This is a genomic window from Microbacterium salsuginis, assembly GCF_012524205.1.
In the GTDB taxonomy this organism is placed as follows: Bacteria; Actinomycetota; Actinomycetes; order Actinomycetales; family Microbacteriaceae; genus Microbacterium; species Microbacterium salsuginis.
Genome location: NZ_JABACI010000005.1, coordinates 119,715 through 146,684 on the forward strand (window position 1 = coordinate 119,715; position 26,970 = coordinate 146,684).

Here is a 26,970-nt window from a genome sequence, read left to right on the forward strand (position 1 = left end):
ACGAGGGTAATGCAGATGACAGCGCGCAGTGTCGGGTCCGACGTCTATCGCGAACGGCTCAGCCCGTCGCTGTGGATCCTGGGGTCTGCCGCCGTGGCCGCGCCCATGGCGGCCCTGGTGTTCTCGCCGATCGACACGACGATCGCGCTCGTCGTGGGAGCCGTCGTCGGCATCGCGATCGTCGGGCTGCTGCTCGCGGCCTCGCCCGTCGTCGAGGTGCGCGACGGAGAGCTTCGAACAGGCCGCGCGCATATCGGCGTCGAGTTCCTCGGTGCCCCCGAGGTGCACCAGGGCGACGCCGCGCGTCACGCCCGCGGGGCAGGTCTGGACCCGCGCTCGTGGCACCTGATCCGAGGGGGGATCGATGGGGTCATCGTTATTCCGGTGACGGACCCCGACGACCCGACGACGGCGTGGACGATCTCGACGCGAACGCCGGATCGCCTCGCCGCCGCGGTGAGGCGTGCTCAGGCTATGCGGAGCACTCCGAGCAGATAGGCCCGTCGGCGCTGTCGTGATCGAGCTGTGAGCGGTGCTTCACGAGGAAGCAGTTCGCACACGTGAACTCGTCCTCCTGCGGAGGGAGCACCACGACGTCGAGCTCGAGGTCCGACAGGTCGGCCCCGGGCAGCTCGAAGCCGGACGGGTTGTCGGCGTCCTCCACATCGACAGAGCCCGAGAGCTTGTCGGGCACGCGCTCCTTCAGAGCCTCGATCGACTCGCTGTCGTCCTCGGTCTTGCGGGGGGCGTCGTAATCGGTGGCCATGCGTGAAGGTCTCTACTTCCGGGTATCGCGGGTTGCGCTCGCCCTTGCGGGGCGGCGATAGTTTGCACGACCGCCTGTCATTTCGCAAATGCGATCCGGCGGCGGCTGTCGGTGCGTGGCGTGAAACTCGCGCCACGCGCCGGATATTCCCGGTGCACGCTACTCGCTGTGACACCATGGGGCGCACACGCAGGGATCGGAGGGGCTTTTCGCATGGAACAGCTCAAGGTCATCGGAACCGAGGACGACAAGCTCATCCTGGCGACCGACTCTGGCGAGAGGTTCTCGCTCGCAGTCGACGATGTGCTGCGCGCGGAATTGCGCCGTGCTCGCCGCGATCGCGATGCGGATCCGCAGGCGGATCGCCCCAGCCCGCGCGAGATCCAGGCTCATATCCGCGCCGGCCTGTCCGCGCAGGAAGTCGCCGATCTGCTCGGCGCCCGCGTCGAGGACGTCGTCCGCTTCGAGGGGCCCGTGCTCGCCGAGCGCGAGCACATCGTCGGTCAGGCCCTGGCCGTGCCGGTGCTGCTGGGCGGGGACTTCGACGCCGACGGGCCCGCGACGTTCGGGTCCGCGGTGCGGGCCAAGCTCGCCGAGGCAGGTGCCGGTGGCGAACGCTGGACCAGCTGGAAGGAGCCGACCGGCTGGGTGGTGAAGCTCGAGTTCGCCTCGAACGACGTCGAGCACGACGCACGCTGGGGCTTCGACCCGCGCCGCAGCACGCTCTCGCCACTCAATGCCGATGCGATCCAGCTGTCGCGGCAAGGCTCGTTGCCCGAGGGACTGATCCCGCGGCTGCGCGCGCTCGACAGCGTGCAGCCCAAAGACGACTCCCGCTTCGACAGCGGGGCCTTCGGCCCACGACGTCTTCCCGACGCCGACCTCGAGTCGCCCGATCTTCCGGCGCCCGCGGCCCCTGCCGTACAGCAGGCTGCCATCAAGCGCGCCGACGAGCCTCTGGTGACCTCGGCCGAGACGGCCGACCTGTTGGAGGCGCTGCGTCGGCGTCGCGGTCAGCGCGAGCCGCTTCCGGGTGCCGAAGAGGTCGCCGCCGCTCCCTCGAGAGGCACGGCACCGGTCGCGCTGTTCGACGCGCTCGAGCCCGGCTATGACGAAGCGCCCTCGGAGGACGAGCCCGACACCTCCGACGACTCCCCCGGCTACCCCGCATCGACGCCGGCCGTCGCCGAGGCGGGTCGCCGCAAAGGCCGGACGTCGATGCCGTCGTGGGACGAGATCGTCTTCGGAGCGCGCACCGAGGACTGAGCGACGCGAGCGGACGCCTCAGGCGAAGGCGCCGAGGCGGATCAGCGGCACGATCCGCTCGTCGTCCGTCAGCGATCCATGCTGGCCGACCATGCGCTGCGGCGCCTTGTCGGCCAGGCGATCGTCGTAGTACGCGATGCCCGCACGGGGAGCGACGATCACGTCCCCGATCCGCTCGATGACCTCGGGCGCGACGACGCCCATGAGACCGGACGTCACGACTTCGTCGCGGGCGAAGACCCACGAGCGGGCGCCCTCCGCGTCGCGCCATCGCGCCAGCACGCCGGTCTCCTCTCCCGGCTCGGCGTAGAGATGCAGCATCCGGGGCTCTCCCCCGATCAGCCGCACACCGTCGAGGCGCTCGTCGCCGTCGCCGAGCAGCACGTGGCGGTGCCGCGGCACGTCGACCATGCCGTGGTCCGAGGTGACGATGACCCCGGTGTCCTGCGTCAGTGAGGCGTCGAGGAGACGTGCGGCCGCATCGACGGACTCGAGCGTCGAGATCCATTCGTCCGATTCCCAGCCGCGCTTGTGCCCGACCGAATCAAGATCCGGCGCGTAGAGATAGACGATCGATCCCGGATGCCGCGCCGCGAGGTCGGCAGCCACACGAACGCGTTCGCTCAGATCATCGACACCGTGGAACTCGGCGCCGCCGAGCGTCACAGCGGTGAATCCGGTGCCGGCGTACTCCGAGCGCGAGACGGTGAAGAACGGACGGCCGAGCGAATCCGCCAGCGGCGTCGCACGCTGGAAGGACAGCGGCAGGCCGTCGGTGTCCCAGCCGCGCAGCTGGTTGACGACGTCGTCGGTGCCGGGCACGCGGGCGCGGTACCCGACGAGGCCATGCTGCCCCGGCGTCGTTCCTGTCAGCAGGCTGGTGAGCGCTGCCGCCGTGGTCGACGGGAAGACGGTGCGCGCGGCATCCTTCTTCGCCCTGGCGCCGGAGAGGAATCGCGCGTGGCCGGCCCGCGACGCCAGGTTATGCGCGCCGAGGCCGTCCAGCACCCAGACGACCGCGCTGCGCGCCGGCGCGAACCAGCCGGAGCGCCCATCGAGCGCCGCCGAGATCTCCGGGACGACACGGGTGAGGCTCCGGGCGTGCGGCGGGTCCGCGGGTAGGCTGAGGGACATCGGGGCCAGTCTCGCATACCGCCAGAAGCCCCCCGCCGCTCCGCCGTCACCCGAGGCCCCATTCGTCTATGCCCGCTTCCCGCACCGAACCTGCACCCGCCGATCACGGCCGCATCGAGGACATCGACGTCTCGTCAGAGATGCAGACGTCCTTTCTCGAGTACGCGTACTCCGTCATCTATTCGCGCGCCCTGCCGGACGCGCGCGACGGACTCAAGCCGGTCCAGCGCCGCATCCTCTTCCAGATGGCCGACATGGGCCTGCGGCCCGACCGCGGCCATGTGAAGAGCGCCCGCGTCGTCGGCGAAGTGATGGGAAAGCTGCATCCGCACGGCGACGCTCCGATCTACGACGCGCTCGTGCGCCTCGCGCAGCCCTTCTCGCTGCGGGTCCCTCTGGTCGACGGTCACGGCAACTTCGGGTCGCTCGACGACGGGCCGGCGGCCCCTCGCTACACCGAGGCACGGCTGGCGCCCTCCGCACTGGCGCTGACCGAGAACCTCGACGAGGACGTCGTCGACTTCATCCCCAACTACGACGGGCAGTTCCAGCAGCCCGAGGTGCTCCCCTCGGCGTTCCCCAATCTGCTCGTGAACGGCACCACCGGCATCGCCGTCGGCATGGCGACCAACATGGCGCCGCACAACCTCATCGAGGTCGTGGGTGCCGCGACGCACCTGCTCGAGAACCCCGACGCGACGGTCGAAGAACTCATGGAGTACGTGCCGGGGCCCGACCTTCCCGGCGGCGGCATCATCGTCGGGCTGGACGGCATCAAGGACGCCTACACGACCGGCCGCGGCAGCTTCCGCACGCGGGCGAAGGTCGCTGTGGAGCCCCTCGGGCCCCGCCGCACCGGGCTGGTGGTGACCGAGCTTCCGTACCTGGTCGGCCCCGAGCGGATCATCGAGAAGATCAAAGACGCGGTGACGGCCAAGAAGCTGCAGGGCATCGCCGACGTCACCGACCTCACGGATCGGCACAAGGGCCTGCGGCTCGTCATCGGCATCAAGACCGGGTTCGACCCGCAGGCGGTGCTCGAGCACCTGTACCGCCTCACGCCGCTCGAAGACTCCTTCAGCATCAACAACGTCGCCCTGGTCGAGGGTCAGCCGCAGACCCTGGGGCTCAAGGAGCTTCTGCAGGTCTACCTCGACCACCGTCTGAGCGTCGTGACGCGTCGCAGCCAGTTCCGCCTGGCACGCCGCAAGGAGCGACTGCACCTCGTCGAGGGGCTCCTGATCGCGATCCTCGACATCGACGAGGTGATCCAGGTCATCCGCACGTCCGATGACGGGGAGCAGGCACGCACACGCCTGATGGACGTGTTCGACCTGTCCGATCCGCAGGCGGAGTACATCCTCGAACTGCGCCTGCGTCGACTCACCAAGTTCTCGCGCATCGAGCTCGAGGCCGAGCGAGACAAGCTCAAGGCCGAGATCGCCGAACTCGAGACGCTGCTCGCCAGTGATGTGCTGCTGCGCGCGCAGGTGGCCCGCGAACTCGATGCCACCGCCGAGCAGTTCGGCACGCCGAGACGAACGCTGTTGCTCAACGGCGGCCCCGTGGCGCCGCGCTCGCGCGCCGCCGCGGCTGCAGCGGACCTGCAGATCGCCGACGAGCCGTGCCGCGTCTTCCTCTCGGCCACCGGACGCATGGTCCGGGCGGCGCTTGCGGCCGACGCCGCGGGCGGCGGGATCGTGCCGCCGTCGCGGCGATCCAAGCACGACGCCGTCCGCTCGGCGGTCGATTCGACCACGCGCGGGGACGTCGGAGCAGTGACCAGCGCGGGTCGCCTCATCCGCTTCTCGCCTGTCGACCTTCCCTCGGTTCCCGGCAATTCCGTCCAGCTGGCTGCGGGCACGCGTGCCGACCAGTACCTCGGGCTGTCCGGCGGCGAGCATGTCGTCGCACTGGTGCCCCTCACCGAGGCGCCTCCCATCGCGATCGGCACGCAGCAGGGCATCGTCAAACGCGTCTCGGCTACCGAGCTCGGTACGAAGCACGACATCGAGATCATCGCGCTGAGGGACGGCGATCGCGTCGTGGGTGCAGCGCCCGCATCGGACGGCGCCGAGCTGGTGTTCGTCGCCAGCGATGCACAGCTGCTGCGCTTCGATGCCTCGTCAGTTCGGCCGCAGGGGCGATCGGCGGGGGGCATGGCAGGGATCCGCCTCAGCGACGGCGCCCAGGTGATCGCGTTCGATGTGGTCGGACCCTCCGACTTCGAGGCCGTGGTCGTCACCGTCGCCGGCTCCACGACCGCCCTGGCGGGGACGGATGCCGGCAGCGCCAAGGTCTCGCTCTTCAGCGAGTTCCCCGCGAAGGGCCGGGCTACCGGTGGAGTGCGCGCTCAGCGCCTGCTGAAGGGCGAGGACGCGCTGACGCTCGCATGGGCCGGCACCGATCCGCGCGCCGTGGGCACCGATGGCGCGACGCGCGCGTTGCCGCCCGCTGGTGCGAAGCGGGACGCCTCGGGCGTGCCGCTGGACGGCGTCATCGGCGCGGTGGGCACCGGCGTGCGGTAGCGACTGCCCCCAGCGCGAACAGCGTCACGCGTCGATGCGGTCCCGCGCGAGGCGGTCGCTGGAGTCGACGATGAACTCTTTGCGGGGCGCGACGTCGTTGCCCATGAGCAGTTCGAAGACGGATGCCGCAGCCTCGGCATCCTGCATCCGCACGCGTCGCAGCGTACGGCCGGCACGATCCATCGTGGTGGTCGCGAGCTGGTCGGCATCCATCTCGCCGAGGCCCTTGTACCGCTGCACCGGCTCCTGCCAGCGCTTGCCGGACTTGGTGAGCTTGGTGAGCAACGCGTGCAGCTCCTGCTCCGAGTACGTGTAGATCGTCTCGTTCGGCTTGGTGCCCGGGTTCATCACCACCACGCGATGCAGCGGCGGGACGGCCGCGTAGACGCGGCCGTCGTCGATCAGGGGGCGCATGTAGCGGAAGAACAGCGTGAGAAGGAGCGTCCGGATGTGCGCGCCGTCGACATCGGCGTCGCTCATCAGGATGATCTTGCCGTAGCGGGCCGTGTCGAGGTCGAACGATCGGCCCGATCCAGCACCGATCACCTGGATGATCGCGGCGCACTCGGCGTTGGAGAGCATGTCGCTGACGGACGCCTTCTGCACGTTGAGGATCTTGCCCCGGATGGGCAGCAGCGCCTGGTACTCGCTGTTGCGCGCCAGCTTGGCGGTGCCGAGGGCGGAGTCGCCCTCGACGATGAACAGCTCGGACTCCGCCACGTCCGTCGACCGGCAGTCGGCCAGCTTCGCCGGCAGCGACGAGGACTCGAGCGCGTTCTTGCGTCGCTGGGTCTCCTTATGGGTGCGCGCGGAGATGCGCGCCTTCATCTCGGAGACCACCTTGTCCAGCAGCAGCGCGGTCTGCGCCTTGTCGTCGCGCTTGGGAGATGTGAACCGGGCCGTGAGCTCGCGGCTGACGACGTTCGTGACGATCTGGCGGACGGCCGGTGTGCCGAGGACCTCCTTGGTCTGGCCCTCGAACTGAGGCTCGGGCAGACGCACCGTCAGCACCGCGGTGAGCCCCGCGAGGATGTCGTCCTTCTCCAGCTTGTCTGTGCCCACCTTCAGGCGGCGTGCGTTCTGCTCGACCTGCGTGCGCAGCACCTTCATCAGCGCCTGCTCGAAGCCGGACTGGTGGGTGCCCCCCTTGGGCGTCGCGATGATGTTGACGAAGGACCGCGTGACCGTCTCGTAGCCGGTGCCCCAGCGCACCGCGACGTCGACCTGGCACTCGCGCTCGATCTCGGTGGGCACCATCGCACCCGAGGCCTGCAGCACCGGCACCGTCTCGGTGAAGGTTCCGGAGCCGGTCAGTCGCCATGTGTCGGTGATGGCGCTGTCGGGAGCGAGGAACTCGGTGAACTCCGAGATGCCGCCGTCGAAGCGGAAGCTCGTCTCGACGGGCTCCTCGCCGCGCTCATCGCTGATGACGATCTCGAGCCCGGGTACGAGGAACGCGGTCTGGCGGGCTCGCTGCTCGAGCTCCTGCACGTTGAATGCGGCGTCCTTGGTGAAGATCTGCGGGTCGGCCCAGTAGCGGATGCGCGTGCCGGTGACGCCGCGGGCGGCCTTGCCGACGACCCGGAGCTCGGAGCTCTTCTCGAAGGGTGTGAAGGCGGAGCTCGGGCTGCCGTTCGCGAAGATGCCGGGCTCGCCGCGATGGAACGACATTCCCCAGGTCTTGCCCCCGCGGTCGACCTCGACGTCCAGCCGCTCGGACAGGGCGTTGACCACGGAGGCGCCGACACCGTGGAGCCCGCCGGACGCGGCGTACGAGCCGCCGCCGAACTTGCCGCCCGCGTGGAGCTTCGTGAACACGACCTCCACACCGGAGAGGCCCGTGCGCGGCTCGATGTCCACCGGGATGCCACGGGCGCGGTCGCGGACTTCGACGCTGCCGTCGGCGTGGAGGACGACGTCGATCCGCGTGCCGAAGCCGCCCAGGGCCTCGTCGACGGCGTTGTCGATGATCTCCCACAGGCAGTGCATGAGCCCGCGCGAGTCCGTCGATCCGATGTACATGCCCGGGCGCTTGCGGACCGCCTCGAGCCCCTCGAGCACCTGCAGATGATGGGCGGAGTACTCGGAGGTCACAATCTCTCATCGTAATCGCGGTCGAGACCACCCCTGCGGCGACACGCGTCCGCGCCCCTGTCCGTACGCGCTCAGCGAAATGTGGAGGCTTCCGGGCATTCTCCGAACCTGGGCGTGGTTGTATTTCATGACCGCGACGGAGTTCTACGCATACGAGGAGGCAACGAGATGAACACGCTATCGACAACCCCAGAGCAGGGCGCCCTCCTCGAGTACCGTCTCACCGCGGCGGATCGCTGCGATTCGTGTGGTGCACAGGCGTACATCGCCGCGGAGGTCAACGGCAGCGAACTGCTGTTCTGCGCGCACCACGGACGCAAGTACGAAGAGAAGCTGCGCTCGATCGCCACGTCGTGGCACGACGAGACTGCTCGCCTGACCGAATCGGTCTGACGTCCGTCAGGCCCCGTCGTACAGCCGGGGCACGAGCGGCGAGACCCTGACGGCGATCTCCTCGCCGATGGTGCCGATCAGTTCGGCGAGATCGGTCGCCGTCGGCTCGTCCTGCAGACCCGGCCCGAAGACGGTCACGATGTCGCCGACGGCCGCACCCGGCCAGGCCTCGACCACCGAGTCCGATTCCCCGACGACGCGCAGAGCGCGTCGGCCCGCCGGTGTCCCGACCGTCGCGCGTCCTCGGAGCGACGAGGGGATCCCGTCCAGCGCGCCGATCCCGATCCGCACGTCGTCGGCATCGACGGCCACCACGTCGGCCTGGAGTCGAGCGGCGGGCACGAGCCCGAGCTTCGCGGCCGACGGACCGCCGGCGGAGCGGATGCCATAGCAGAATGCCCCGACGCGGACCATGTCGTAGCGGAACTCGGGGCGCGCGAACGAGGCCGCGCTGGCGGCGAGATGACGCTTCGTAGGCCGCAGACCCGCGGAGGCCGCTTCGCGCAGCGCCGCCTCGTAGACGGCTCGAGCCTGGTCGTCTTCGGCGTCGGACGCCTCGGCGATGTGGCTCCACACGCCCACCACCTCGATCGCCCCCTCGGCCTCGAGTTCGGCGGCCCGCGCCACGAACGCGGGCCAGGCCTCCGGACGCACGCCGTTGCGGTGCAGTCCCGTGTCGATCTTCAGGTGCACGCGTGCCGTCGCGCGGGCTTCACGCGCGGCATCCGCGAGTTCCTCGAGCAGCTCCGCGTCGCCGACGCCCATGTCGAGCCGGGCGGCGAGGGCCGCATCGAGGTCGGCCCGAGAGGCCGCGATCCACGCGAAGATGCGGGCATCATCGCCCGCCGTGGCGCGCACGGCGCCGCCGGTGCGCACGTCGAACGCCCCGAACCATTCGACCCCCGAGGCCTGGGCCCGACGCACGACCGGCTCCAGCCCGTGCCCGTAGGCGTCGTCCTTCACGACGAGCATGAGATCCGCCGGGCTCACGGTCGCGCGCACCCGGGCGATGTTCGCCGCGAGTGCCGCGAGGTCGACGTGGAGTCGTGCCGTCATGGCGCCACCTGACGGACAGCGCGGAGCCCCGCGGTCGTGATGAGCTCCATGACGGACATTGCCGTCACCCGCGCCCAATCGCGGACCGAGGGCTCGCCGCGGGCCGGGTCGCCGAAGAACACCACCCCATCTCCTCGCCGGACCGCGGCATCCCGGATCTCCACGACGCACACGTCCATCGCGACGCGCCCGATGATCGGATGCCGCCGCGCGCCGATGGCGACCTCGACCGCGCCGCCGAGCGCGCGCACGATCCCCTGCGCGTACCCGCCGGTGACAAGCGCCACGCGGGTGTCTGCGGGAGCGCGATAGGCGTAGCCGTACGAGACGCCCTCGCCGGCGCGCAGATCCTTGACCGACAGCACGGTTCCCGTCATCCGCATCGCGGGCTGCGCGGGGCGGGCATCCGGCAGGCCGAAGAGCGTCTCGGGCGCGATGGCCGCGCGGCGCTGCGCGATCGGAGGTTCGGCGCCGGCAGCGGGTGTGCCCGGGTCTCCCGCGGCGCTGAAGCCCTCGGCCGCGAGCACCTCGGCCACGAGGTCCGCGCCATGACCCCAGGCATCCGCCGCCATGACCGCAGGAGAGAAGAGACGGATGCCTTCGCTCCGAGCTGCCCGCGCGTTCGCAGCAAGCGCCGCGCGCGAGATCCACGCCACCGGCGAGCTGAGAGGTGCGGCTCCCTCCGCCCACACGTCGGGGCCAGGGTCGGGGGAACTCACGCCTTTAGACTATCCGGGTCCCCCGTTCCCGACCCGGAGTACGCATGCCCTCTCACGGCCTCGGCCTCGCGCCCCGCCTTCGCTACCTCGCCGGCCGAGCCCGCCGCATCGACGTGGGGTCGGTGTTCGCCCGCGCCAGAGAGAGCGCGCGCGATCACGGCCGCTGGATGCCCGCGGTGCTCGTCGACATGCTCTGGTCGGCGGGCTTCCGCCAGGTGGGCTTCCAGGACTACGTCGACTACGACTTCGCGATCCTCAACCGGGCCGAGCGCGAGACCTACATGACGCATCCGGTGTCGAATCAGCTGTCGCAGAAGTACGACCATCCCGACTTCCGTCACATCTTCCAGGACAAGATCGAGTTCGACCGGGTCTTCAGCGACTTCCTGCGCCGCGACTGGATGGTCGTCGAACCGGGCAACCGGGATGCCGTGCGCGCGTTCGTCGAGGGGCACGGCACCGTGGTCACGAAGGAGCCGGTGGGCCAGGCAGGAACGGGTGTGCACCGCTATCGCGCATCAGAGGTGGAGGACTGGGATGCTTTCCACCGCGGCTTGCTCGAGCGCGGCGAGCTGCTGATCGAAGAGGTGATCCGCCAGCACGCGGACCTCGCGGCTGTCTGCCCCGGAACGGTCAACACCACCCGCGTGACGGCGTTCTTCGACGGCCGGCAGACGCACATCCTCGCCATCGCCCAGAAGTTCGGTCGTGGCGCGGTGAGCGATCAGATGACGTTCGGCGGCTTCTACACGATGCTCGACGACGATGGAAAGGCCGTCGGCCCCGGCTACGACTCGCACGGCCACGTCCATGAGCGGCACCCCGACAGCGACTTCGTCATCGCAGACTTCCAGCTGCCGATGATCGAGCAGGTGCGCACGTTCGTCGACGAGGTGGCGCGCGTCGTGCCGCAAGTGCAGTACGTCGGATGGGACATCGTGGTCACCCCCGACGGCCCCGTCCTCGTGGAGGGCAATTGGGGCGCCGGCGTCTACGAGAACAAGCCCAGCGTCACCGGCATCCGCACCGGGCACAAGCCTCGCTACCGCGCCGCGATCGGCTTCTGACGGCGTCGGAGGCGCGTCGTACCCTTTCGGCATGCCTCGACCGCATGTTGTGATCTACAACGCCGTCAGCATCGACGGCCGCATCGCCGGGTACGAGAACGACCCGCGCGTCTACTACCGCTACGGGTTCGAGATCCCGGCCGACGTCGTGCTGATGGGCAGTGCGACCGCGCTCGCCTTCGGGCCGGAAGAGCCCGAGCGCGATCAGTTCGTGGAATTGCGCGCGCCGGAACGCCTTCCGATCGTGGAGGGCTTCGAATCGCTCGTGACCGAGCCGCGCCCGCTTCTCGTGGTGCCCGATTCGGCCGGGCGGGTGCGGAACTGGATTCACGCCCTCGCCCAGCCGTGGTATCGCGACATCCTCGTGTTGACATCCGCCGCGACACCGGCCGAGTACCGCGACTACCTCGGGCGGCGAGGAATCCGTACGTGGGTCGTGGGAGAGGGCCGCGTTGACCTCGCTCGGGCACTGGAGCGCCTGCACGCCGACGAGGGGGCGCGCCATGTCCGCACAGACAGCGGCGGCCGGCTCAACGGCGCGCTCATCGCCGCAGGCCTCGCCGATGAACTCGTCCTCATGGTCGAGCCCGTCGTCTCAGGTGCGCCGGGCGGCCCGGCGGTGATCCGTCTCCCGGGCGATCTCGATCCGCGAACCATCGCCTTCGAGCGAACCGGCGTGGAAGCACTTGACGGCGGCGAGGTGGTCGTGCGTTACGCGCTGACGGCGCGGACGACGCCGAGCGGGGTGGATTCGTGACCCTGACCCAGCGGGTTGTCCTTCAGGATCGCCACCAGGCGCTTCTCCCCCGCCCTGTCGAGCGTCGAGCCCAGGATGTTGCCGCCGAGGTCGTTGATGTCGACCACGGCGACCTCGGGGACGTCGCCGAGCAGGCTCTTCAAGTGAGCCGCGACCTCGCGCGGGCGCTCCGGGCCGAGGACGACGGCCTTGTTGTAGGGCGGGATGGTGCCGCTGGTCGGCCCGTCGATCGCGCGGGCCTTGTCGCCGGCGATGCGGTAGAAGTCACCCTTGCGTCCGAACGCCTTCGTGACGGCGGACACCGCCGCCGCGAACAGGATGCGGATCGTGCCGCACTCGCGCAGGGCCATCTCCATGGTCTCGGGCATGCCGAGGCCGATGCCGTACGGGGTACGAGTGACGTACTTGGAGAGGAACAGCGCGAGCCGGCGGGGCTTGATCTCCTCGACGAGGTAGGAGCGCCCCTGCGTGATCGCCACGATCTTCTCGGTGACGAACAGGAGGTCGCCCGGAAGGACGATCTCCTCGGCGTACTCCCGCACGAAGGCGTCCAGGTCGTCGCCCGGCATCACGACCCGCGTACGGATCGGGATGCGGGCGTACGACGAGCCCTCGATCGAGACGGTGAGCGCCTTGCCGGCGTTCGCCTCACTCACTCGAGGTAGTCCCGCAGCGACTGCGATCGTGACGGATGCCGGAGCTTGGCCATGGTCTTGGACTCGATCTGGCGGATCCGCTCACGGGTCACACCGAACGTGTCGCCGATCTGGTCGAGCGTCTTGGGCTGACCGTCGCCGAGCCCGAAGCGCATGCGGATGACACCCGCTTCGCGCTCCGAGAGCGAGTCCAGGAGCGACTCGAGCTGGCGCTGCAGCATCGTGAAGCCCACCGCGTCGGCCGGGACGACAGCCTCGGTGTCCTCGATGAGATCACCGAACTCGCTGTCGCCGTCCTCACCGAGAGGCGTGTGCAGCGAGATCGGCTCGCGGCCGTACTTCTGCACCTCGATGACCTTCTCGGGGGTCATGTCGAGCTCGCGGCTCAGCTCCTCGGGAGTGGGCTCGCGCCCCAGGTCCTGCAGCATCTGCCGCTGCACGCGGGCCAGCTTGTTGATGACCTCGACCATGTGCACCGGGATGCGGATCGTGCGAGCCTGGTCTGCCATGGCCCGCGTGATCGCCTGGCGGATCCACCACGTCGCGTACGTCGAGAACTTGAAGCCCTTGGTGTAGTCGAACTTCTCGACGGCGCGGATCAGTCCGAGGTTGCCCTCCTGGATCAAGTCCAGGAACTGCATGCCGCGACCCGTGTACCGCTTGGCGAGCGAGACGACGAGGCGCAGGTTCGCACCGAGCAGGTGGCTCTTGGCACGCTGGCCGTCACGCGCCACCCACTGCAGGTCCAGCCCCAGCTGGGACGACTTCTCGGCCGCCGACATGTGCGACAGCTTCTCTTCGGCGAACAGGCCGGCCTCGATGCGCATCGCGAGCTCGACCTCTTCGGCCGCGTTCAGCAGTGGCACCTTTCCGATCTGCTTGAGGTAGTCCTTGACCGGGTCGGCGGTCGCACCGGTGATCTGGGTCGAGTAGACAGGAACGTCATCCTCGTCGCTCGACGAGATGACGATCGCACCGGTCGGGAGAGGCTCCGTGAACGCCGGCTTGGTGCTCTCCTCGTCCTCGTCCTCGTCCTCGGTCGCGCCGGCGGCATCGCCCGCGGCCTTCGCATCGCCCTTCGCGGGCTGCTCGGCGTCATCGTCCGCGGTGACCTCGGCGACGTCGTCGGTCGCCTCGAGTTCGACGTCCTCGTCGATCTCTTCGACGTCGTCCTCGAACTCGTCGTCTGTCTTCGCGGCGCGCTTGGAAGCGGTCTTGGAGGTCGCCTTCCCCTTGGCGGCCGCCTTCTTGGCGGGGGCCTTCGCCGCTGCCTTGGTCGCAACGGGCGTCGTCTCCTCCGCCTCGGTGTCCTTCGCGGCCGCTCGGGCCTTGGTGTTCGTGCCTGGAGTCACGTTTCGCCTTTCACCGGTGGGCGTGCGCCTCACGCCCCGGTCGATTTCGGACACTAGTAAGACCCTTGTCAAGTCCACGTTTCGATGAGAAGCCTCACCGAGACGGTTGACAACGGGTCAGGGCATCCAGTATCTCATACTTGCCGTGCGCCGCCAGCATCACCCCTGCCGACATGGCGCACCTCTGTTTCTGCAAGGAGAGAACGCCCGCCGGGGTCGTGGCATTCCGGATCAGATGCCGCGTTTGTCGTCGTCGCCGGGCCGTGTGGCCAGGAACCGCTCCAGTTCTGCGGCGAGCTCGTCCGCACTGGGCAGATCGCCGGTATGGATCATGGGTGTGGCCAGCGTCGATCCCGCCATATAGGCGTCGTAGCGCTCCTCGAGCCCCTGCACCATCCGAGCGAGCTCTTCGCTGCCTTCGATCTGTTCTCCGACCTTCGCCAGATAGTCGCGGTTCTCATCGCGCAGCTCATCACCGGCGAAGACGAGGCCGGTTGCCACGGTGAGGCTGTCCAGCGCCGCCAGGGCTGCCGCGGGGTACTCGGTGTCTCCCAGATAGTGCGGCACCAGCAGCACGAATCCGGCGATGCGCACGCCCGCCGCCGACAGGCGGTACTCGAGCAGGTGCCCCGCCGTCGCCGGGACCTGCGTGTGGGGCTGCCACACGGAGTGCGCCTCGGTGAGCTCGGCGCGGGTACCGCTGACCGTGGTGCCGATCGGTCGCGTGTGCGGGACGGGCATGGGTATCGCGTGCACCCACGTCACGGTCGAGATGCCGTACGCGTCGACGAAATCGACCACGGCCTGCGCGAAGGCATCCCACCCGAAGTCCGGCTCGTAGCCCGCGAGCAGCAGGAACGGCTGGCCGAGCGCGTCGTGCGCGAACGAGAGTTCGAGCCGTTGCGGGCGGTAGTCCGTCAGGTGGTCCTTCTCGAACGAGACGACGGGGCGGCGCGCGCGGTAGTCCAGCAGCGCGTCGTTCGAGAAGACCACCAGCGGCGTCGGCGACAGTTCGTCGCGGAAGTAGTCGATCACTCGGCTCACCGCGCTGCCCGCATCGGTGAAACCCGTGAGCGCGATGACCAGTGGCAGCCCGCGCGGGACCGGCGGTGCAGAGGCCGAGCGCTCGAAAAGCGGACCTGGGAAGGGCATGGCTCCATGCTACGAGCACCGGGTGCGGGGCGGGCCGCGGCCGTGGCGCTCAGAGCGAACACGTCGCGTCCCTAGGATGGACGTCATGTCGTTTCCCGACCTCGAGTACCGCACCGTTCCGATCCGAGAGACCGACGCCGACGCGCTCGTGCTGGGGCTTCCCCCGCTCGAGGGCGACGAGGCCCCCGATCTCGCCGAATGGCCCGGGCTTCGGGACGCCCTGCTGACGGTCGGATTCACAGGTGGTGTGGGGAGCCTCGTCCGCGTCTACGCCCCGGAGGTCACGACGCGACCACTCGCCGTGGTGGGCACGGGAGCCACGCCGGATGCCTCGGCCCTGCGCGATGCGGTCGGTGCGGCGATTCGGATCCTGACCGGTTTCACGGCCGTCGCGGTTGCGACGCCCTATGCGGATCCAGAGCTGTGGACGGCGGCGGCCGAAGGCGCCGCTCTCGGCGGCTACCGCTTCGACGGGTACAAGACCGAGCCCCCGAAGGCACGTGCGTCACGCGTGATCGTGCACGGCACGGCTCCCGCCGATGACGCGGCGCTGACCGTCGTCACCGAGACGGCCGCCGCGGTCGCGCTGGTGAAGGATCTCGTCTCCACGCCGGCCGAATGGCTCGGCCCCGCCGATTTCGCCCAGCGGGCCGCGGAGTCGGTCGAGAACCTCGCGGTGACCGTGGAGGTGCTCGACGAGGTCGCCCTCCGGGAGCAGGGCTACGGGGGCATCCTCGGCGTCGGGCAGGGATCTGATCGCCCGCCGCGCCTGGTACGACTCGAGTACGCGCCGAGCGATGCTCGGCGACATATCGCGCTCGTGGGCAAGGGCATCACCTTCGACACCGGCGGACTGTCCCTCAAACCCGCCGCATCGATGGTGGGAATGAAGTACGACATGTGCGGCGCGGCGACCGCCCTGGCCGTCCTGCGCGGCGTCGCGGCCATCGGCGCACCCGTGAAGCTCACCGCGTGGCTCTGCATCGCCGACAACATGCCGTCCGGTCGCGCCACGCGGCCCGGGGATGTGCTGCGCATGCTGGACGGGACGACCGTCGAGGTGCTCAACACCGACGCCGAGGGGCGTCTGGTCCTCGCGGACGGACTGGTCGCCGCCAGCCGCGAGCAGCCCGACCTGCTGATCGACGTCGCCACTCTGACGGGCGCGATCACGATCGCCCTGGGCACCCGCCACGCCGGCGTCATGGGCGACGACGACGCGGTGGCCGAGTACCTCGCCGCCGCGGCCGAAGCGGGCGAGCCGGCCTGGCAGCTGCCGCTGCCGCCCCACATGGTCGACGAGCTGGACTCGCCGATCGCCGATCTGCAGAACGCCAAGATCGGCGACCCGGCGGGAGGATCGCTGTTCGCAGGCCTCTTCCTGCAGCACTTCGTCGGACGTGTCGGCGAGGAGGCCGACGCCCCGCGCATCCCGTGGGTGCACCTGGACATCGCCGGGGTCGGCATGAACAAGGGCGGCGCGTACGGCTACATCGACAAGGGGCCGACAGCAGCCACGGTCCGCAGCCTCATCCGCCTGGCCCTTGCAGAGGAGTCCTGATGACCGACCACAGCTTCGACCTCGTGATCCTGGGCGGCGGAAGCGGAGGATACGCCGCGGCCCTGCGTGCCGCCGAGCTGGGCAAGACCGTGGCGCTGGTCGAGAAGGACAAGGTCGGCGGCACCTGCCTGCATCGCGGCTGCATCCCGACCAAGGCCCTGCTGCACGCCGCCGAGGTCGCCGACCTGGCTCGGGATGCCTCGGCCATCGGCATCCGTGCATCCTTCGACGGCGTCGACCCGGCGGGGGTCCGCGCGTATCGCGAGGGCATCGTCGCGAAGAAGTTCAAGGGCCTCGAGGGCCTGGTCAAGGCCCGCGGCATCACCGTCGTGCACGGCGAGGGGCGACTCGAGGCCGGACCGGCGGTCCGAGTGGGCGACGACCTCTACCGCGGCGCGGATGTCGTCCTCGCCACCGGCTCGTACAGCCGCACCCTGCCCGGTCTCGAGATCGGCGGGCGGATCCTGACGAGCGAGCACGCCCTGGAGCTCGACGAGATCCCCCGCCGGGTCCTCATCCTGGGCGGCGGGGTCATCGGCGTGGAGTTCGCCAGCGTCTGGCGGTCCTTCGGCGCCGAGGTCACGATCGTCGAGGCGCTGGACCACCTCGTCCCGAATGAGGACATCGCGCTGAGCAAGGGACTGGAACGAGCGTTCCGCCGTCGCGGGATCGCCTCGTCCCTGGGGGTGCGCTTCCAGTCGGCGACGCAGACTGCCGACACCGTGACCGTGACGCTCGAGGACGGGAAGAGCTTCGAGGCGGATTACCTTCTGGTCGCGGTCGGGCGCGGCCCGGCGACGGGCGATCTCGGGTACGAAGAGGCGGGCGTCACCCTCGATCGCGGCTTCGTCATCACCGACGAGCGCCTGCGCACCGGAGTCGACCACATCTGGGCGGTCGGCGACATCGTGCCGGGACTGCAGCTGGCGCACCGCGGGTTCCAGCAGGGCATCTTCGTCGCCGAAGAGATCGCAGGCCTGTCCCCCGCGGTGGTGCCGGATACCCAGATTCCGAAGGTGACCTACAGCCACCCCGAAGTCGCTTCCGTGGGGCTCACCGAGGCACAGGCGGCGGAAGCCCACGGCGCAGACGGCATCGTGGCGTACGAGTACAACCTCGCGGGCAACGGCAAGAGCGAGATCCTCGGCACGAGCGGTCTGGTGAAGGTCGTGCGCGCCAAGGACGGCCCCGTGCTGGGAGTGCACCTGATCGGCGACCGGGTCGGCGAACTCATCACCGAGGGCCAGCTCGCCGTGGGCTGGGAGGCGCACCCCGAAGACATCGCACCCCTGGTCCACGCACACCCGACGCAGAGCGAGGCCCTGGGCGAGGCCTTCCTCGCGCTCGCGGGCAAACCGCTGCACGCGCTGTGACGCCCAGGGGCGCTCTCGCCATCACTAAGCTAGATCCGATATCCATTCCGAAGGAGACATCGTCATGAGCACTTCCGTGGTCCTCCCCGCTCTCGGTGAGAGCGTCACAGAGGGAACGGTCACCCGCTGGCTCAAGAAGGTCGGCGACACGGTCCAGGCGGACGAGGGCCTGCTCGAGATCTCCACGGACAAGGTCGACACGGAGATCCCGTCGCCCGTCAGCGGTGTGATCGAGGAGATCCTGGTCCAGGAGGACGAGACCGTCGAAGTGGGTGCCGTGCTGGCCAAGATCGGCGACGGCTCCGGTGCGCAGGCCGCGCCCGAGGCACCGGCCGCCGAAGCGGCAGAGCCTGCGGCCGCTCCCGCTGCGGAAGCCGCCTCAGAGGCGCCCGCGGCCGAGGCCGCGGCCCCCGCCGCGCAGGCACCCGCTGCAGAGGCCCCCGCGCCCGCTGCGCCCGCCGCCGGCGGCAAGGACGTCGTCCTCCCCGAGCTCGGCGAGAGCGTCACGGAGGGAACCGTGACCCGCTGGCTCAAGAAGGTCGGCGACGACGTCGCGGTCGACGAGCCGCTGCTCGAGATCTCGACCGACAAGGTCGACACCGAGATTCCCTCACCTTTCGCCGGAGTGCTCCAGGAGATCCTCGTCCAGGAGGACGAGACGATCGCCGTCGGCTCGCCGCTCGCCCGTATCGGTGAGGCGGGCGCCGCCGCTCCCGCAGCAGAGGCTCCGGCGGCAGCGCCCGCCCCGGCAGCACCGGAGGCTCCCGCACCGGCCGCGGCACCCGCTCCCGCCGCCCCGGCTCCCGCTCCGGCTCCGGCTGCGGAAGCCGCTCCGGCACCTGCCCCGACGGCACAGGCCGCGCAGGCGCCGGCCCCCGCACCTGCTCCAGCGACTCCGGCACCTGCCGCTTCCGGGCTCGGAGCCTCGGACGACTCGGACGGCGTCGCCTACGTGACTCCGCTCGTGCGTCGACTGGCGCAGCAGCAGGGCGTGGACCTCGCGAAGGTGAAGGGCACCGGCGTCGGAGGACGAATCCGCAAAGAGGACGTCCTCAAGGCGGCGGAGGCGGCATCCGCACCCGCTCCTGCCGCGGCGGCCGCCCCTGACCCCGCACCGCTCGAGGTCTCGCCGCTGCGCGGCACCACCCAGCCGATGTCGCGCCTGCGCAAGGTCATCGCCGAGCGTGCCGTGGCCTCGATGCAGGCGACCGCTCAGCTCACGACGGTGGTCGAGGTCGACGTGACGAAGCTCGCGGCCTACCGCGACGCGGTCAAGGCCGACTTCCAGGCCAAGACCGGCGACAAGCTGTCGTTCCTGCCGTTCTTCGCGGTGGCGGCAGTCGAGGCGCTGCAGGCGTACCCGATCGTCAACGCCACCGTCGACGGCAACGACATCGTGTACCCCGCGAGCGAGAACATCTCCATCGCGGTGGACACCGAACGGGGTCTGCTGACTCCGGTGGTGAAGGATGCCGCAGGCAAGAATCTCGCGCAGTTCGCCCGCGAGATCGCCGACCTGGCCGCCCGCACGCGCGACAACAAGCTGAAGCCCGACGAGCTCGCCGGAGGCACCTTCACGCTGACGAACACGGGTTCGCGCGGGGCGCTCTTCGACACCCCGATCGTGTTCCTGCCGCAGTCGGCGATCCTCGGGCTCGGCGCCGTCGTCAAGAAGCCGGGTGTGGTCGTGGTCGACGGCAAGGACGCGATCTCGGTGCGTTCCTACGTCTACCTGGCGTTGTCGTACGATCACCGCATCATCGACGGGGCGGACGCCGCCCGCTTCCTCGGTGCCGTCAAGGCACGGCTCGAGGCGGCCGACTTCCAGGCTCAGCTCGGCATCTGACCCCCGCCCGCGTACCGGCTAGGGCTGCTGCGCGACGTCATGGACGTCGCGCAGCAGCCATTTCTCGTCCTGGCGCACCAGCACGGTCAGCTGCGCAGGCTGCGAGCCGTCGCCCGCGTCGACCCGCAGCACGGCGACGTCTCCGAAGTCGTCCAGCAGGGTCACGACCCGCGCGGAAGACGGCAGATCGATGGCGCCGCCTCCGAACGGCGTCGAAGGATCCGCGAGAACGGTCACAAGACATTCGAGTTCACCCCCGCACGCGGTGCGCTCGTCGAGCAGCGCCGATGCGACCATCGCGAGATCCGGCGGTTCCACTTCCACCGCGGGATCGGACGGCGTAGTCGAGGCCGAGGGTACGGGCATCCCTTCCACTGCGGTCGAGCCTGACGAATCGGGCCGGGACGGCCCGGACTGCGTCTCGCCGTCCGTCGCGGTGATCTCGCCCCCGGCTGCGGGCCACAGCGTCCCGCCGGCGAGGACCGCGGCGGCGACCGCACCACCGAGGATCCACGGCGCGCGCCGTCTCGGGCGTTGCGGGCCGCGCGCCCGCCGCCACAGCCCGGTCGTGACGCGCGACACCGTGTCGGCAAGATCGGCGTCCACGTGGCCGACGAGCATCTGCCACGTGGGGCGTGGGCGTTCCTGTGCGGGCACCTCGATGCGATCCCGCGACAGCTGGGTCGTCTCCGCAGCACTGCGCGGGCTCAACGTCACCGTGGTGAGCGGCTCTGGGGCCGCCGCTGCGAACAGGGCGTCCTCGGCCTCGAGCAGGTCGCCCAGCGCGACCCGCTCGGCGCCGATCGCTCGACGCGCGTCGTCCCACGCGCGGTCCAGCGGAGGATCGACCACGAGCGAGCCGAGGGCCTCGGCGGCGGCATCCAGCGCCCGGCGGGCCGAGAGATCCGGCGCGAGCACCGGGCGGCCGGCATCGTCGAGCCACCACTCCCCCTTCGTGTCGAGGTTCGCCGCCAGCTCGGCGCAGCCCCGCAGCACGCTCACGGCGAGCGTCACCGCCTCGCCCGGGCGGAGCGGCATGCGGCTCGCACGGCGACGAAGGAACACCTCGAGAGGCTCCGTGCACACCGGGAGGACAACATCGTGCCCGTCGACCCGGCGGACGACATCCAGCGGTGACAGCACATGACCTCCGGGCGCCGCGTCCCACCCGCTCCAGGCGCTGGCGAACACGGCGGCATCCACGAGTACGCGCGTCTCGCCTTCGGCTGTGCGCACGAGCCGGCCCGGCCACGGTCCGTCCTCGGGAGCACGCACGGCGCGCACGGTCCGGTACGGCGAGCTCAAGGGGTCTTCGGCAGTCACGTCGCCAGTCTTGATGCTCGACATCGCGCGGACGGCTCGACGGCGCGAAGCTGTGGGCGAACAGCGGGAGACGGCGCCTGTGGAGGAGCGGAGCCGAGGCGGCGCAAAAGGTAGGCTGGGAGCATGGCCGCCCGCAGTACCGCTCCCGAGAAGCGCCCCGGCTTCTTCTCGCAGATCCGCACCCTCTACACCTTCACGCAGAAGGAGTTCCGCTGGCTTCCGTTCCTGCTGGCCGGCATCCTCCTGCTCGGCATCGCCGTAGGAGTGGGCGTCGGGTTCGCGATTCCCCCCGTGGCACCGTGGAGCGTCGTGCTGTGGGGCATCACGGGCCTCATGCTCGGCATCCTCGGCTCACTCATGACCATGACGCGTATGTCGACGCGCGCGATGTACAAGAAGATCGACGGGATGCCGGGCGCGACCGGTCACGTTCTGTCAACGTCGCTCGGCCGACGCTGGCAGGCCAGCGACATGCCGGTCGGCATCAACCCCAAGATGCAGGAGGCGGTCTACCGCGCCGTGGGCCGTGGCGGAGTCGTCATCATCGGCGAGGGCGCCCGCGGGCGTCTCACCCGCCTGGTGAACGACGAGCGCGCCAAGGCGCAGCGCGTCGCATCCGGGGTGCCCATCACGGTGCTCTACGTCGGCCACGGCCCGGGCGAGGTCCCCATCGCGAAGCTCGCGTCGACGATCAAGGCGCTCCCCAAGAAGATCGACCGAGCCACGATGGCGGCCGTGATCAAGCGCATCGAGTCGGTCTCGCAGTCGCTCACGTCGCTGCCGATCCCGAAGGGCGTCGACCCGACCAAGGTGCGCGCACCGCGCCCGCGCTGAGACGCCGGGCCGGGTCAAGAACGGACGAGCACCGTTCCGGCCACCTTGTCATGCAGGCCCCGCTGGTCGGCGTCCCAGATCACCGCGGGGATGACGACGATGAGCAGTGCCGTTCGGACGACGGGACGCCAGAGCCCCACCCATCCGCCCACGCGGCCCGCGGCGGCATCCGCCCGCACCAGGCGCAGACCGAACAGCCGGTGCCCCGGGCTCCCCTGCAGTGTAGGCAGGAACAGGATCTGGACCGCCGCGAACAGCGCCAGGATGGCGAGCGGATCCCAGGCGAAGAATCCCGAGATCAGGTACGCGGCGCCGTAGTCCACGAAGAGGGCGCCGACGCGGCGGCCCACGCGGCCGATCGATCCGACGCCCTCCCGGGGAAGACCGAGGCGTTCCCCGGGGTAGTCCTGCGCGCTCTGTGTCACCTCACCAGCGTATCCAGGCGCCTGTAACATGCCGGAAACATAGGTGACACTGCCGGGCAATCCCCTGCGGGTACGTTGCCAGCAAGTCCGCGCCCCGCGCGGGCGGTCCCGAATGCCCTACCTCTGGAGTCTTAATGTTCAAAGATTCATCCGAGGTGCTGAAGTTCATCAAGGACGAGGACGTGAAGTTCCTCGACATCCGGTTCACGGACCTTCCTGGCGTGCAGCAGCACTTCAACATTCCGGCAGCCACCGTCGACGAGGAGTTCTTCACCGTCGGCCAGCTGTTCGACGGCTCCTCCATCCGGGGCTTCGCAAACATCCACGAATCGGACATGCAGCTGATTCCCGATGTCTCGACCGCCTACCTCGACCCGTTCCGCGAGGCGAAGACGCTCATCATGGTCTTCGACATCTACAACCCGCGCACGGGTGAGATCTACGGCAAGGACCCGCGCCAGGTCGCCAAGAAGGCCGAGAAGTACCTCGCGTCGACCGGCATCGCCGACACCGCCTTCTTCGCCCCCGAGGCGGAGTTCTACATCTTCGACGACGTCCGCTACGAGGTGAAGCAGAACCAGAGCTTCTACTTCGTGGACTCCGAAGAGGGCGCCTGGAACAGCGGCCGCGTCGAAGAAGGCGGCAACCTCGCCAACAAGACCCCGTACAAGGGCGGCTACTTCCCCGTTTCGCCCGTCGACAAGCAGGCCGACCTGCGTGACGACATCTCACTCAAGCTCATCGAGTCGGGTCTGCACCTCGAGCGTGCGCACCACGAGGTGGGCACCGGTGGCCAGGCCGAGATCAACTACCGCTTCGACACCATGGTGCACGCGGCCGACGACATCCTGAAGTTCAAGTACATCGTCAAGAACACCGCACTCGAGTGGGGCAAGGTCGCGACCTTCATGCCGAAGCCGCTCTTCGGCGACAACGGCTCGGGCATGCACACCCACCAGTCGCTGTGGCTGGAGGGCAAGCCGCTGTTCTTCGACGAGAAGGGCTACGCGCAGCTGTCCGACACCGCTCGCTGGTACATCGGCGGCCTGCTCGCGCACGCCCCGGCGGTGCTGGCGTTCACGAACCCGACGCTCAACTCGTACAAGCGACTGGTCAAGGGCTACGAGGCCCCCGTCAACCTGGTGTACTCGGCGGGCAACCGCTCAGCGGCCGTCCGCATCCCGATCACGGGCTCCAACCCGAAGGCCAAGCGCATCGAGTTCCGCGCGCCGGACGCCTCGGGCAACCCGTACCTCGCGTTCGCCGCGCAGCTGATGGCCGGCATCGACGGCATCATCAACCGCATCGAGCCGCACGAGCCGGTCGACAAGGACCTCTACGAGCTGCCGCCCGAGGAGGCCAAGAACATCCCGCAGGTGCCGAACTCGCTGCTCGACTCGCTCGAGGCGCTGCGCGCAGACCACGAGTTCCTCACCCGCGGCAACGTGTTCACGCCTGAGCTGATCGAGACCTGGATCGAATACAAGATCGAGAACGAGATCCAGCCGCTCAACGCCCGTCCTCACCCGTTCGAGTACGAGCTGTACTTCAGCGTCTGAGCACGTTCCAGCAGCACGAGGGCCCCGGGAGACCGGGGCCCTCGTGCTGTGTCGAGGGATGCCTCGGGCCCAGGTGACGCGGTCGCCGGGTGGCAGGCTCAGCCGTAGAAGAGCTTCTCGAACACACGTCGCGCGCGACGGGTCGTGCCCAGATAGTCCTCTTCGACCTGCGTCGCCGAGCGGGGTGCGTACTCGAGGAGCCTGCCGATGCCGTCGAGCTTGTTCCGGTCCACCGGCAGGACGTCGCTCGTCTGCCCGGACAGCAGCGTGTTCGCGGAGCGGAGACGGCTGGCGAGCCGCCATGCCTCGGCGAGCCGATCGGCCGCGGCGGGGGCGATGAGTCCTGCCTCCTGTGCGGCTCGCAGGGCGCCGAGCGTCGACGTCGTGCGCATCGCGGGGACGGCGTGCGCGTGCTGCAGCTGCAGAAGCTGCACGAGCCACTCCACGTCGCTGAGCGATCCTGGTCCGAGCTTGAGGTGCCGGGCCGGGTCGACTCCCTGCGGGAGCCGTTCGCTCTCGACGCGCGCCTTGATGCGCTTGATCTCGCGGACGGCCGAGAGATCGATGCTCGCCGGATAACGCACCTGGTCGGCCATCCGGGTGAACGCATCGATGAGCTTCACGCTCCCTGCCATCCCTCGCGCGCGCAGCAGTGCCTGCGCCTCCCACGGCACCGCCCAGCGGCGGTAGTACTCCTCGTAGGCGTCGAGGGAGCGGGCGATCGGTCCGTTGCGTCCCTCCGGACGCAGATCGGCGTCGAGCTCGAGCGGGACGCGCTGGTCCTCCGAGTACGAGCGCAGCGCCGAGACCAGCTTGACGGCCAGTTCCTGAGCTCGCTGCGGCTCCACACCGTTGGCGCGGTAGACGTACATGACGTCTGCATCCGAGCCGAAGCCGAGCTCGGCGCCGCCGAAGCGCCCCATCGCGATGACCGAGAAATCGAGATCGGCGTCCTCGGGCGGGACGATCTCGCGCCGCACCGCTCGGAGCGTCGCCTGGATCGTGACGTCGGTGATCGTCGTGAGGGCAGCGGCAAGCTCGGTGATCGTGATGGACCCGAGGATCGCGCCCATCGCGACGCGCAGCTGCTCGCGCCGTCGGAGGGCCCGCACGGCACGCATCGCGTCGTCGATCGTGTCGTGGCGGGTCTGGATGGCGCGTGCTTCGTCCTGGAGGGCGACGCCGGAGCGCGGCCGCAGGAGCGCGGCGTCGTCGAGCCAGGCGGCCGATTCCGGGATCCACTCCATCAGCTCGCCCACGTAGCGGGACCCCGACAGCACGCGGGACAGGCTCTCGGCCGCCCCGGACGAGTCGCGCAGCATGCGCAGGAACCAGTGCGTGTCGCCGAGCTTCTCGCTGAGCCGGCGGAACGCAAGCAATCCGTAGTCCGGGTCGACGCCGTCCGCGAACCACCGGATCATGACGGGCATGAGGTGGCGCTGGATCGTCGCCTTGCGGCTGAGTCCGCTGGTGAGCGCGGCGATATGACGCAGTGCGCCCGCAGGATCGGCGAATCCGATCGCCGCGAGACGGTCGTGTGCCTGTGCGGTCGACAGGGCGCGCTCGTCGGCGGGGAGCGCGGCGACCGCGGACAGCAGCGGTCGGTAGAACAGCCGCACGTGGATGTCGCGCACCTCGCGTTTGACGGACTCCCACAGGTCCCACACGCCTTCCCCGGTCTCGGCCAGGGCCGAGGATCGGGCCAGGACCCGCAGCTCCTCCGGACGCGCCGGCATCAGGTGGGTGCGGCGGAGGTGCCGCAGCTGTGCGCGGTGCTCAAGGAGCCGCAGCACGCGATAGTCGTGGGAGAACGCGGATGCCTCGGCCCGGCCGATGTAGCCTTCCGCCACGAGCGCGTCCAGCGCCGCGAGCGTGCCGCGCTGGCGGATGCGATCGTCGGTCAGTCCGTGCACGAGCTGCAGCAGCTGCACCGTGAACTCGATGTCGCGGATCCCGCCTGGGCCGAGCTTGATCTGGTACGGGACTTCGGGCGCCGGAATATGCTCGGTCACGCGCTCGCGCATGCGCTGCACGCTGTCGACGAAGTTCTCCCTCGCCGCACTCGTCCACACCTTCGGCTGCACGGCGTCGATGTACGCGCTGCCCAGTCCTTCGTCACCGGCGACCGGGCGTGCCTTGAGCAGCGCCTGGAACTCCCAGCTCTTCGCCCATCGTTCGTAGTACGCCTCGTGCGACTCGACCGTGCGCACGAGAGCACCCTGCTTGCCTTCGGGGCGCAGATTGGCGTCGACCTCCCACAGCGGCGGTTCCCGCTCCACCTCCGAGATGCCGCGCATCGTCTGGACCGCCAACCGCGTGGCGATGTCGACGACGCGGCTCTCCCCCAGTTCCTCCGCCGTGGCGTCGTCCGCGCCGGCGACGAAGATGACATCGACGTCGCTCACGTAGTTCAGCTCGCGGGCGCCCGTCTTCCCCATGCCGATGATGGCGAGCTTCGTGCGCGCCACCTGATCGCGGGGGAAGAGGCCGACACCGGCGGCACCGCCCGAGATCCGCGTGCGGGCGACGGCGAGGGATGCCTCCAGAGCAGCGCCCGCGGCATCCGCCAGTCTCGCCGACACCGCTGCGACCTCGTCCACGGGTGACGCGCTGAGCAGATCGAACGCGGCGATGCGGGCCAGGATGCGGCGGTATCGTACGCGCAGGGCGACCCAGGCCGCTTCGCTGCTGTCAGCGGCGAAGCCGTCGGCGGCTCCCACCGACTCGAGCAGTGTCGTGCGCATCTCGTGCTCGGAGGGCAGGCTCAGGCCGGCGTCGCGAAGCTCGGCGACCTCGCCGGGGTGACGGAAGAAGAAGTCCCCGAAGCCCGTGGAGGCACCCAGCAGCGCCCACAGCGCCCTCCAGCCGCGCGGATCGACGCTGATCGCCCGCACTGCCTCCGCGTCCCGTCGCGCCAGCCTCGTGAGGGCACTGACCGCTTCGTCGGGATCGGCGGCGTACGTCGCGCCCTCCAGCGCCGCCTCCCGGGGCACGCCCGCCTCGTCGGCGAGCTCGCGCAGGAAGGCGTCGGCTTCGCCGAGACGGCTGAAGCCGAGTTTCGCGAGAGGGGTGAGGGACCCGGACCGTTCGCTCGCGGACATGCGTCAGC

Annotated in this window: 22 protein-coding genes; 11 read left to right on the forward strand and 11 right to left on the reverse strand. The window is 69.8% G+C overall.

Annotated elements, in window-relative coordinates; all coding sequences use genetic code 11:
- The first annotated feature begins 9 nt into the window (after positions 1-9).
- The gene (locus tag HF576_RS16620; RefSeq protein ID WP_168913957.1) at positions 10-498 is read left to right on the forward strand and encodes a DUF3093 domain-containing protein; all 489 of its coding nucleotides are present in this window, start codon (positions 10-12) and stop codon (positions 496-498) included.
- Here the strand turns inward: HF576_RS16620 and HF576_RS16625 are convergent.
- A complete protein-coding gene (locus tag HF576_RS16625; protein WP_168913958.1) occupies positions 473-766 on the reverse strand; it encodes a DUF4193 domain-containing protein in 294 nt (97 codons plus the stop codon). The two genes, HF576_RS16620 and HF576_RS16625, sit on opposite strands and share 26 nt — an antisense overlap.
- Positions 767-979: 213 nt before the next feature.
- Here HF576_RS16625 and sepH point away from each other — a divergent pair, with 213 nt between their 5' ends.
- Complete coding sequence (gene sepH, locus HF576_RS16630) at positions 980-2,032, forward strand: septation protein SepH (protein WP_168913959.1); 1,053 nt, start codon at positions 980-982, stop codon at positions 2,030-2,032.
- Between the two features lie 18 nt (positions 2,033-2,050).
- On the opposite strand, the gene HF576_RS16635 is transcribed toward sepH, so the two are convergent.
- On the reverse strand, positions 2,051-3,166 hold the full coding sequence (locus HF576_RS16635; protein WP_168913960.1) for an alkaline phosphatase family protein: 1,116 nt from the start codon (positions 3,164-3,166) through the stop codon (positions 2,051-2,053).
- Between the two features lie 68 nt (positions 3,167-3,234).
- Between HF576_RS16635 and HF576_RS16640 the strand changes: the two genes are divergently transcribed.
- Positions 3,235-5,694 carry a DNA gyrase/topoisomerase IV subunit A gene (locus tag HF576_RS16640; RefSeq protein ID WP_168913961.1) on the forward strand — a complete coding sequence of 820 codons (2,460 nt, stop codon included), beginning with the start codon at positions 3,235-3,237 and terminating at the stop codon, positions 5,692-5,694.
- 24 nt (positions 5,695-5,718) lie between these two features.
- Here the strand turns inward: HF576_RS16640 and HF576_RS16645 are convergent, their stop codons facing one another.
- Positions 5,719-7,791, reverse strand: a complete 2,073-nt coding sequence (locus tag HF576_RS16645; RefSeq protein ID WP_168914319.1) for a DNA gyrase subunit B — start codon at positions 7,789-7,791, stop codon at positions 5,719-5,721.
- 165 nt (positions 7,792-7,956) lie between these two features.
- Here HF576_RS16645 and HF576_RS16650 point away from each other — a divergent pair, with 165 nt between their 5' ends.
- Positions 7,957-8,181 (forward strand): DUF7455 domain-containing protein, encoded by a 225-nt coding sequence (locus tag HF576_RS16650; RefSeq protein ID WP_168913962.1) that lies wholly within the window; start codon positions 7,957-7,959, stop codon positions 8,179-8,181.
- Positions 8,182-8,187: 6 nt separating this feature from the next.
- Here HF576_RS16650 and HF576_RS16655 read toward each other — a convergent pair whose 3' ends face one another.
- Both HF576_RS16655 and HF576_RS20810 read right to left on the reverse strand, forming a co-directional pair.
- Complete coding sequence (locus HF576_RS16655) at positions 8,188-9,237, reverse strand: alanine racemase (RefSeq protein WP_168913963.1); 1,050 nt, start codon at positions 9,235-9,237, stop codon at positions 8,188-8,190.
- A complete protein-coding gene (locus HF576_RS20810; RefSeq protein ID WP_343234324.1) occupies positions 9,234-9,956 on the reverse strand; it encodes an alanine racemase C-terminal domain-containing protein in 723 nt (240 codons plus the stop codon). Before HF576_RS20810 ends, HF576_RS16655 begins: the two co-directional genes overlap by 4 nt.
- A 44-nt stretch (positions 9,957-10,000) precedes the next feature.
- Here HF576_RS20810 and HF576_RS16665 point away from each other — a divergent pair, with 44 nt between their 5' ends.
- Complete coding sequence (locus tag HF576_RS16665) at positions 10,001-11,023, forward strand: sugar-transfer associated ATP-grasp domain-containing protein (protein ID WP_168913964.1); 1,023 nt, start codon at positions 10,001-10,003, stop codon at positions 11,021-11,023.
- Positions 11,024-11,054: 31 nt separating this feature from the next.
- Positions 11,055-11,780: a RibD family protein gene (locus HF576_RS16670; RefSeq protein WP_168913965.1), complete on the forward strand. Its 726-nt coding sequence runs from the start codon at positions 11,055-11,057 to the stop codon at positions 11,778-11,780.
- Here HF576_RS16670 and HF576_RS16675 read toward each other — a convergent pair.
- From HF576_RS16675 to HF576_RS16685, 3 genes are all read right to left on the reverse strand, one after another.
- On the reverse strand, positions 11,735-12,436 hold the full coding sequence (locus tag HF576_RS16675; RefSeq protein ID WP_168913966.1) for a coenzyme F420-0:L-glutamate ligase: 702 nt from the start codon (positions 12,434-12,436) through the stop codon (positions 11,735-11,737). The genes HF576_RS16670 and HF576_RS16675 overlap by 46 nt on opposite strands.
- Positions 12,433-13,788, reverse strand: coding sequence for an RNA polymerase sigma factor (locus tag HF576_RS16680; protein ID WP_168913967.1), 1,356 nt, complete (start codon positions 13,786-13,788; stop codon positions 12,433-12,435). Before HF576_RS16680 ends, HF576_RS16675 begins: the two co-directional genes overlap by 4 nt.
- Positions 13,789-14,019: 231 nt before the next feature.
- Positions 14,020-14,940 (reverse strand): proteasome assembly chaperone family protein, encoded by a 921-nt coding sequence (locus tag HF576_RS16685; protein WP_168913968.1) that lies wholly within the window; start codon positions 14,938-14,940, stop codon positions 14,020-14,022.
- Between the two features lie 85 nt (positions 14,941-15,025).
- Here HF576_RS16685 and HF576_RS16690 point away from each other — a divergent pair, with 85 nt between their 5' ends.
- From HF576_RS16690 to sucB, 3 genes are all read left to right on the forward strand, one after another.
- Entirely contained in the window at positions 15,026-16,501 is a 1,476-nt protein-coding gene (locus HF576_RS16690; protein WP_168913969.1) for a leucyl aminopeptidase, read from the forward strand.
- Complete coding sequence (gene lpdA, locus HF576_RS16695; protein WP_168913970.1) at positions 16,501-17,874, forward strand: dihydrolipoyl dehydrogenase; 1,374 nt, start codon at positions 16,501-16,503, stop codon at positions 17,872-17,874. Before HF576_RS16690 ends, lpdA begins: the two co-directional genes overlap by 1 nt.
- Before the next feature lie 64 nt (positions 17,875-17,938).
- Positions 17,939-19,720, forward strand: coding sequence for a 2-oxoglutarate dehydrogenase, E2 component, dihydrolipoamide succinyltransferase (sucB, locus tag HF576_RS16700; RefSeq protein WP_168913971.1), 1,782 nt, complete (start codon positions 17,939-17,941; stop codon positions 19,718-19,720).
- Positions 19,721-19,738: 18 nt separating this feature from the next.
- On the opposite strand, the gene HF576_RS16705 is transcribed toward sucB, so the two are convergent.
- Positions 19,739-21,043, reverse strand: a complete 1,305-nt coding sequence (locus HF576_RS16705) for a hypothetical protein (RefSeq protein ID WP_168913972.1) — start codon at positions 21,041-21,043, stop codon at positions 19,739-19,741.
- 123 nt (positions 21,044-21,166) lie between these two features.
- Here HF576_RS16705 and HF576_RS16710 point away from each other — a divergent pair, with 123 nt between their 5' ends.
- On the forward strand, positions 21,167-21,877 hold the full coding sequence (locus HF576_RS16710; protein WP_168913973.1) for a DUF4191 family protein: 711 nt from the start codon (positions 21,167-21,169) through the stop codon (positions 21,875-21,877).
- 14 nt (positions 21,878-21,891) lie between these two features.
- Here HF576_RS16710 and HF576_RS16715 read toward each other — a convergent pair whose 3' ends face one another.
- Positions 21,892-22,302: an RDD family protein gene (locus HF576_RS16715; RefSeq protein ID WP_343234325.1), complete on the reverse strand. Its 411-nt coding sequence runs from the start codon at positions 22,300-22,302 to the stop codon at positions 21,892-21,894.
- Between the two features lie 134 nt (positions 22,303-22,436).
- Between HF576_RS16715 and glnA the strand changes: the two genes are divergently transcribed.
- Positions 22,437-23,861 (forward strand): type I glutamate--ammonia ligase, encoded by a 1,425-nt coding sequence (glnA, locus tag HF576_RS16720; RefSeq protein ID WP_168913975.1) that lies wholly within the window; start codon positions 22,437-22,439, stop codon positions 23,859-23,861.
- A 98-nt stretch (positions 23,862-23,959) separates the two neighbouring features.
- On the opposite strand, the gene HF576_RS16725 is transcribed toward glnA, so the two are convergent.
- Positions 23,960-26,962, reverse strand: coding sequence for a bifunctional [glutamine synthetase] adenylyltransferase/[glutamine synthetase]-adenylyl-L-tyrosine phosphorylase (locus HF576_RS16725; protein ID WP_168913976.1), 3,003 nt, complete (start codon positions 26,960-26,962; stop codon positions 23,960-23,962).
- Positions 26,963-26,970: the final 8 nt, after the last annotated feature.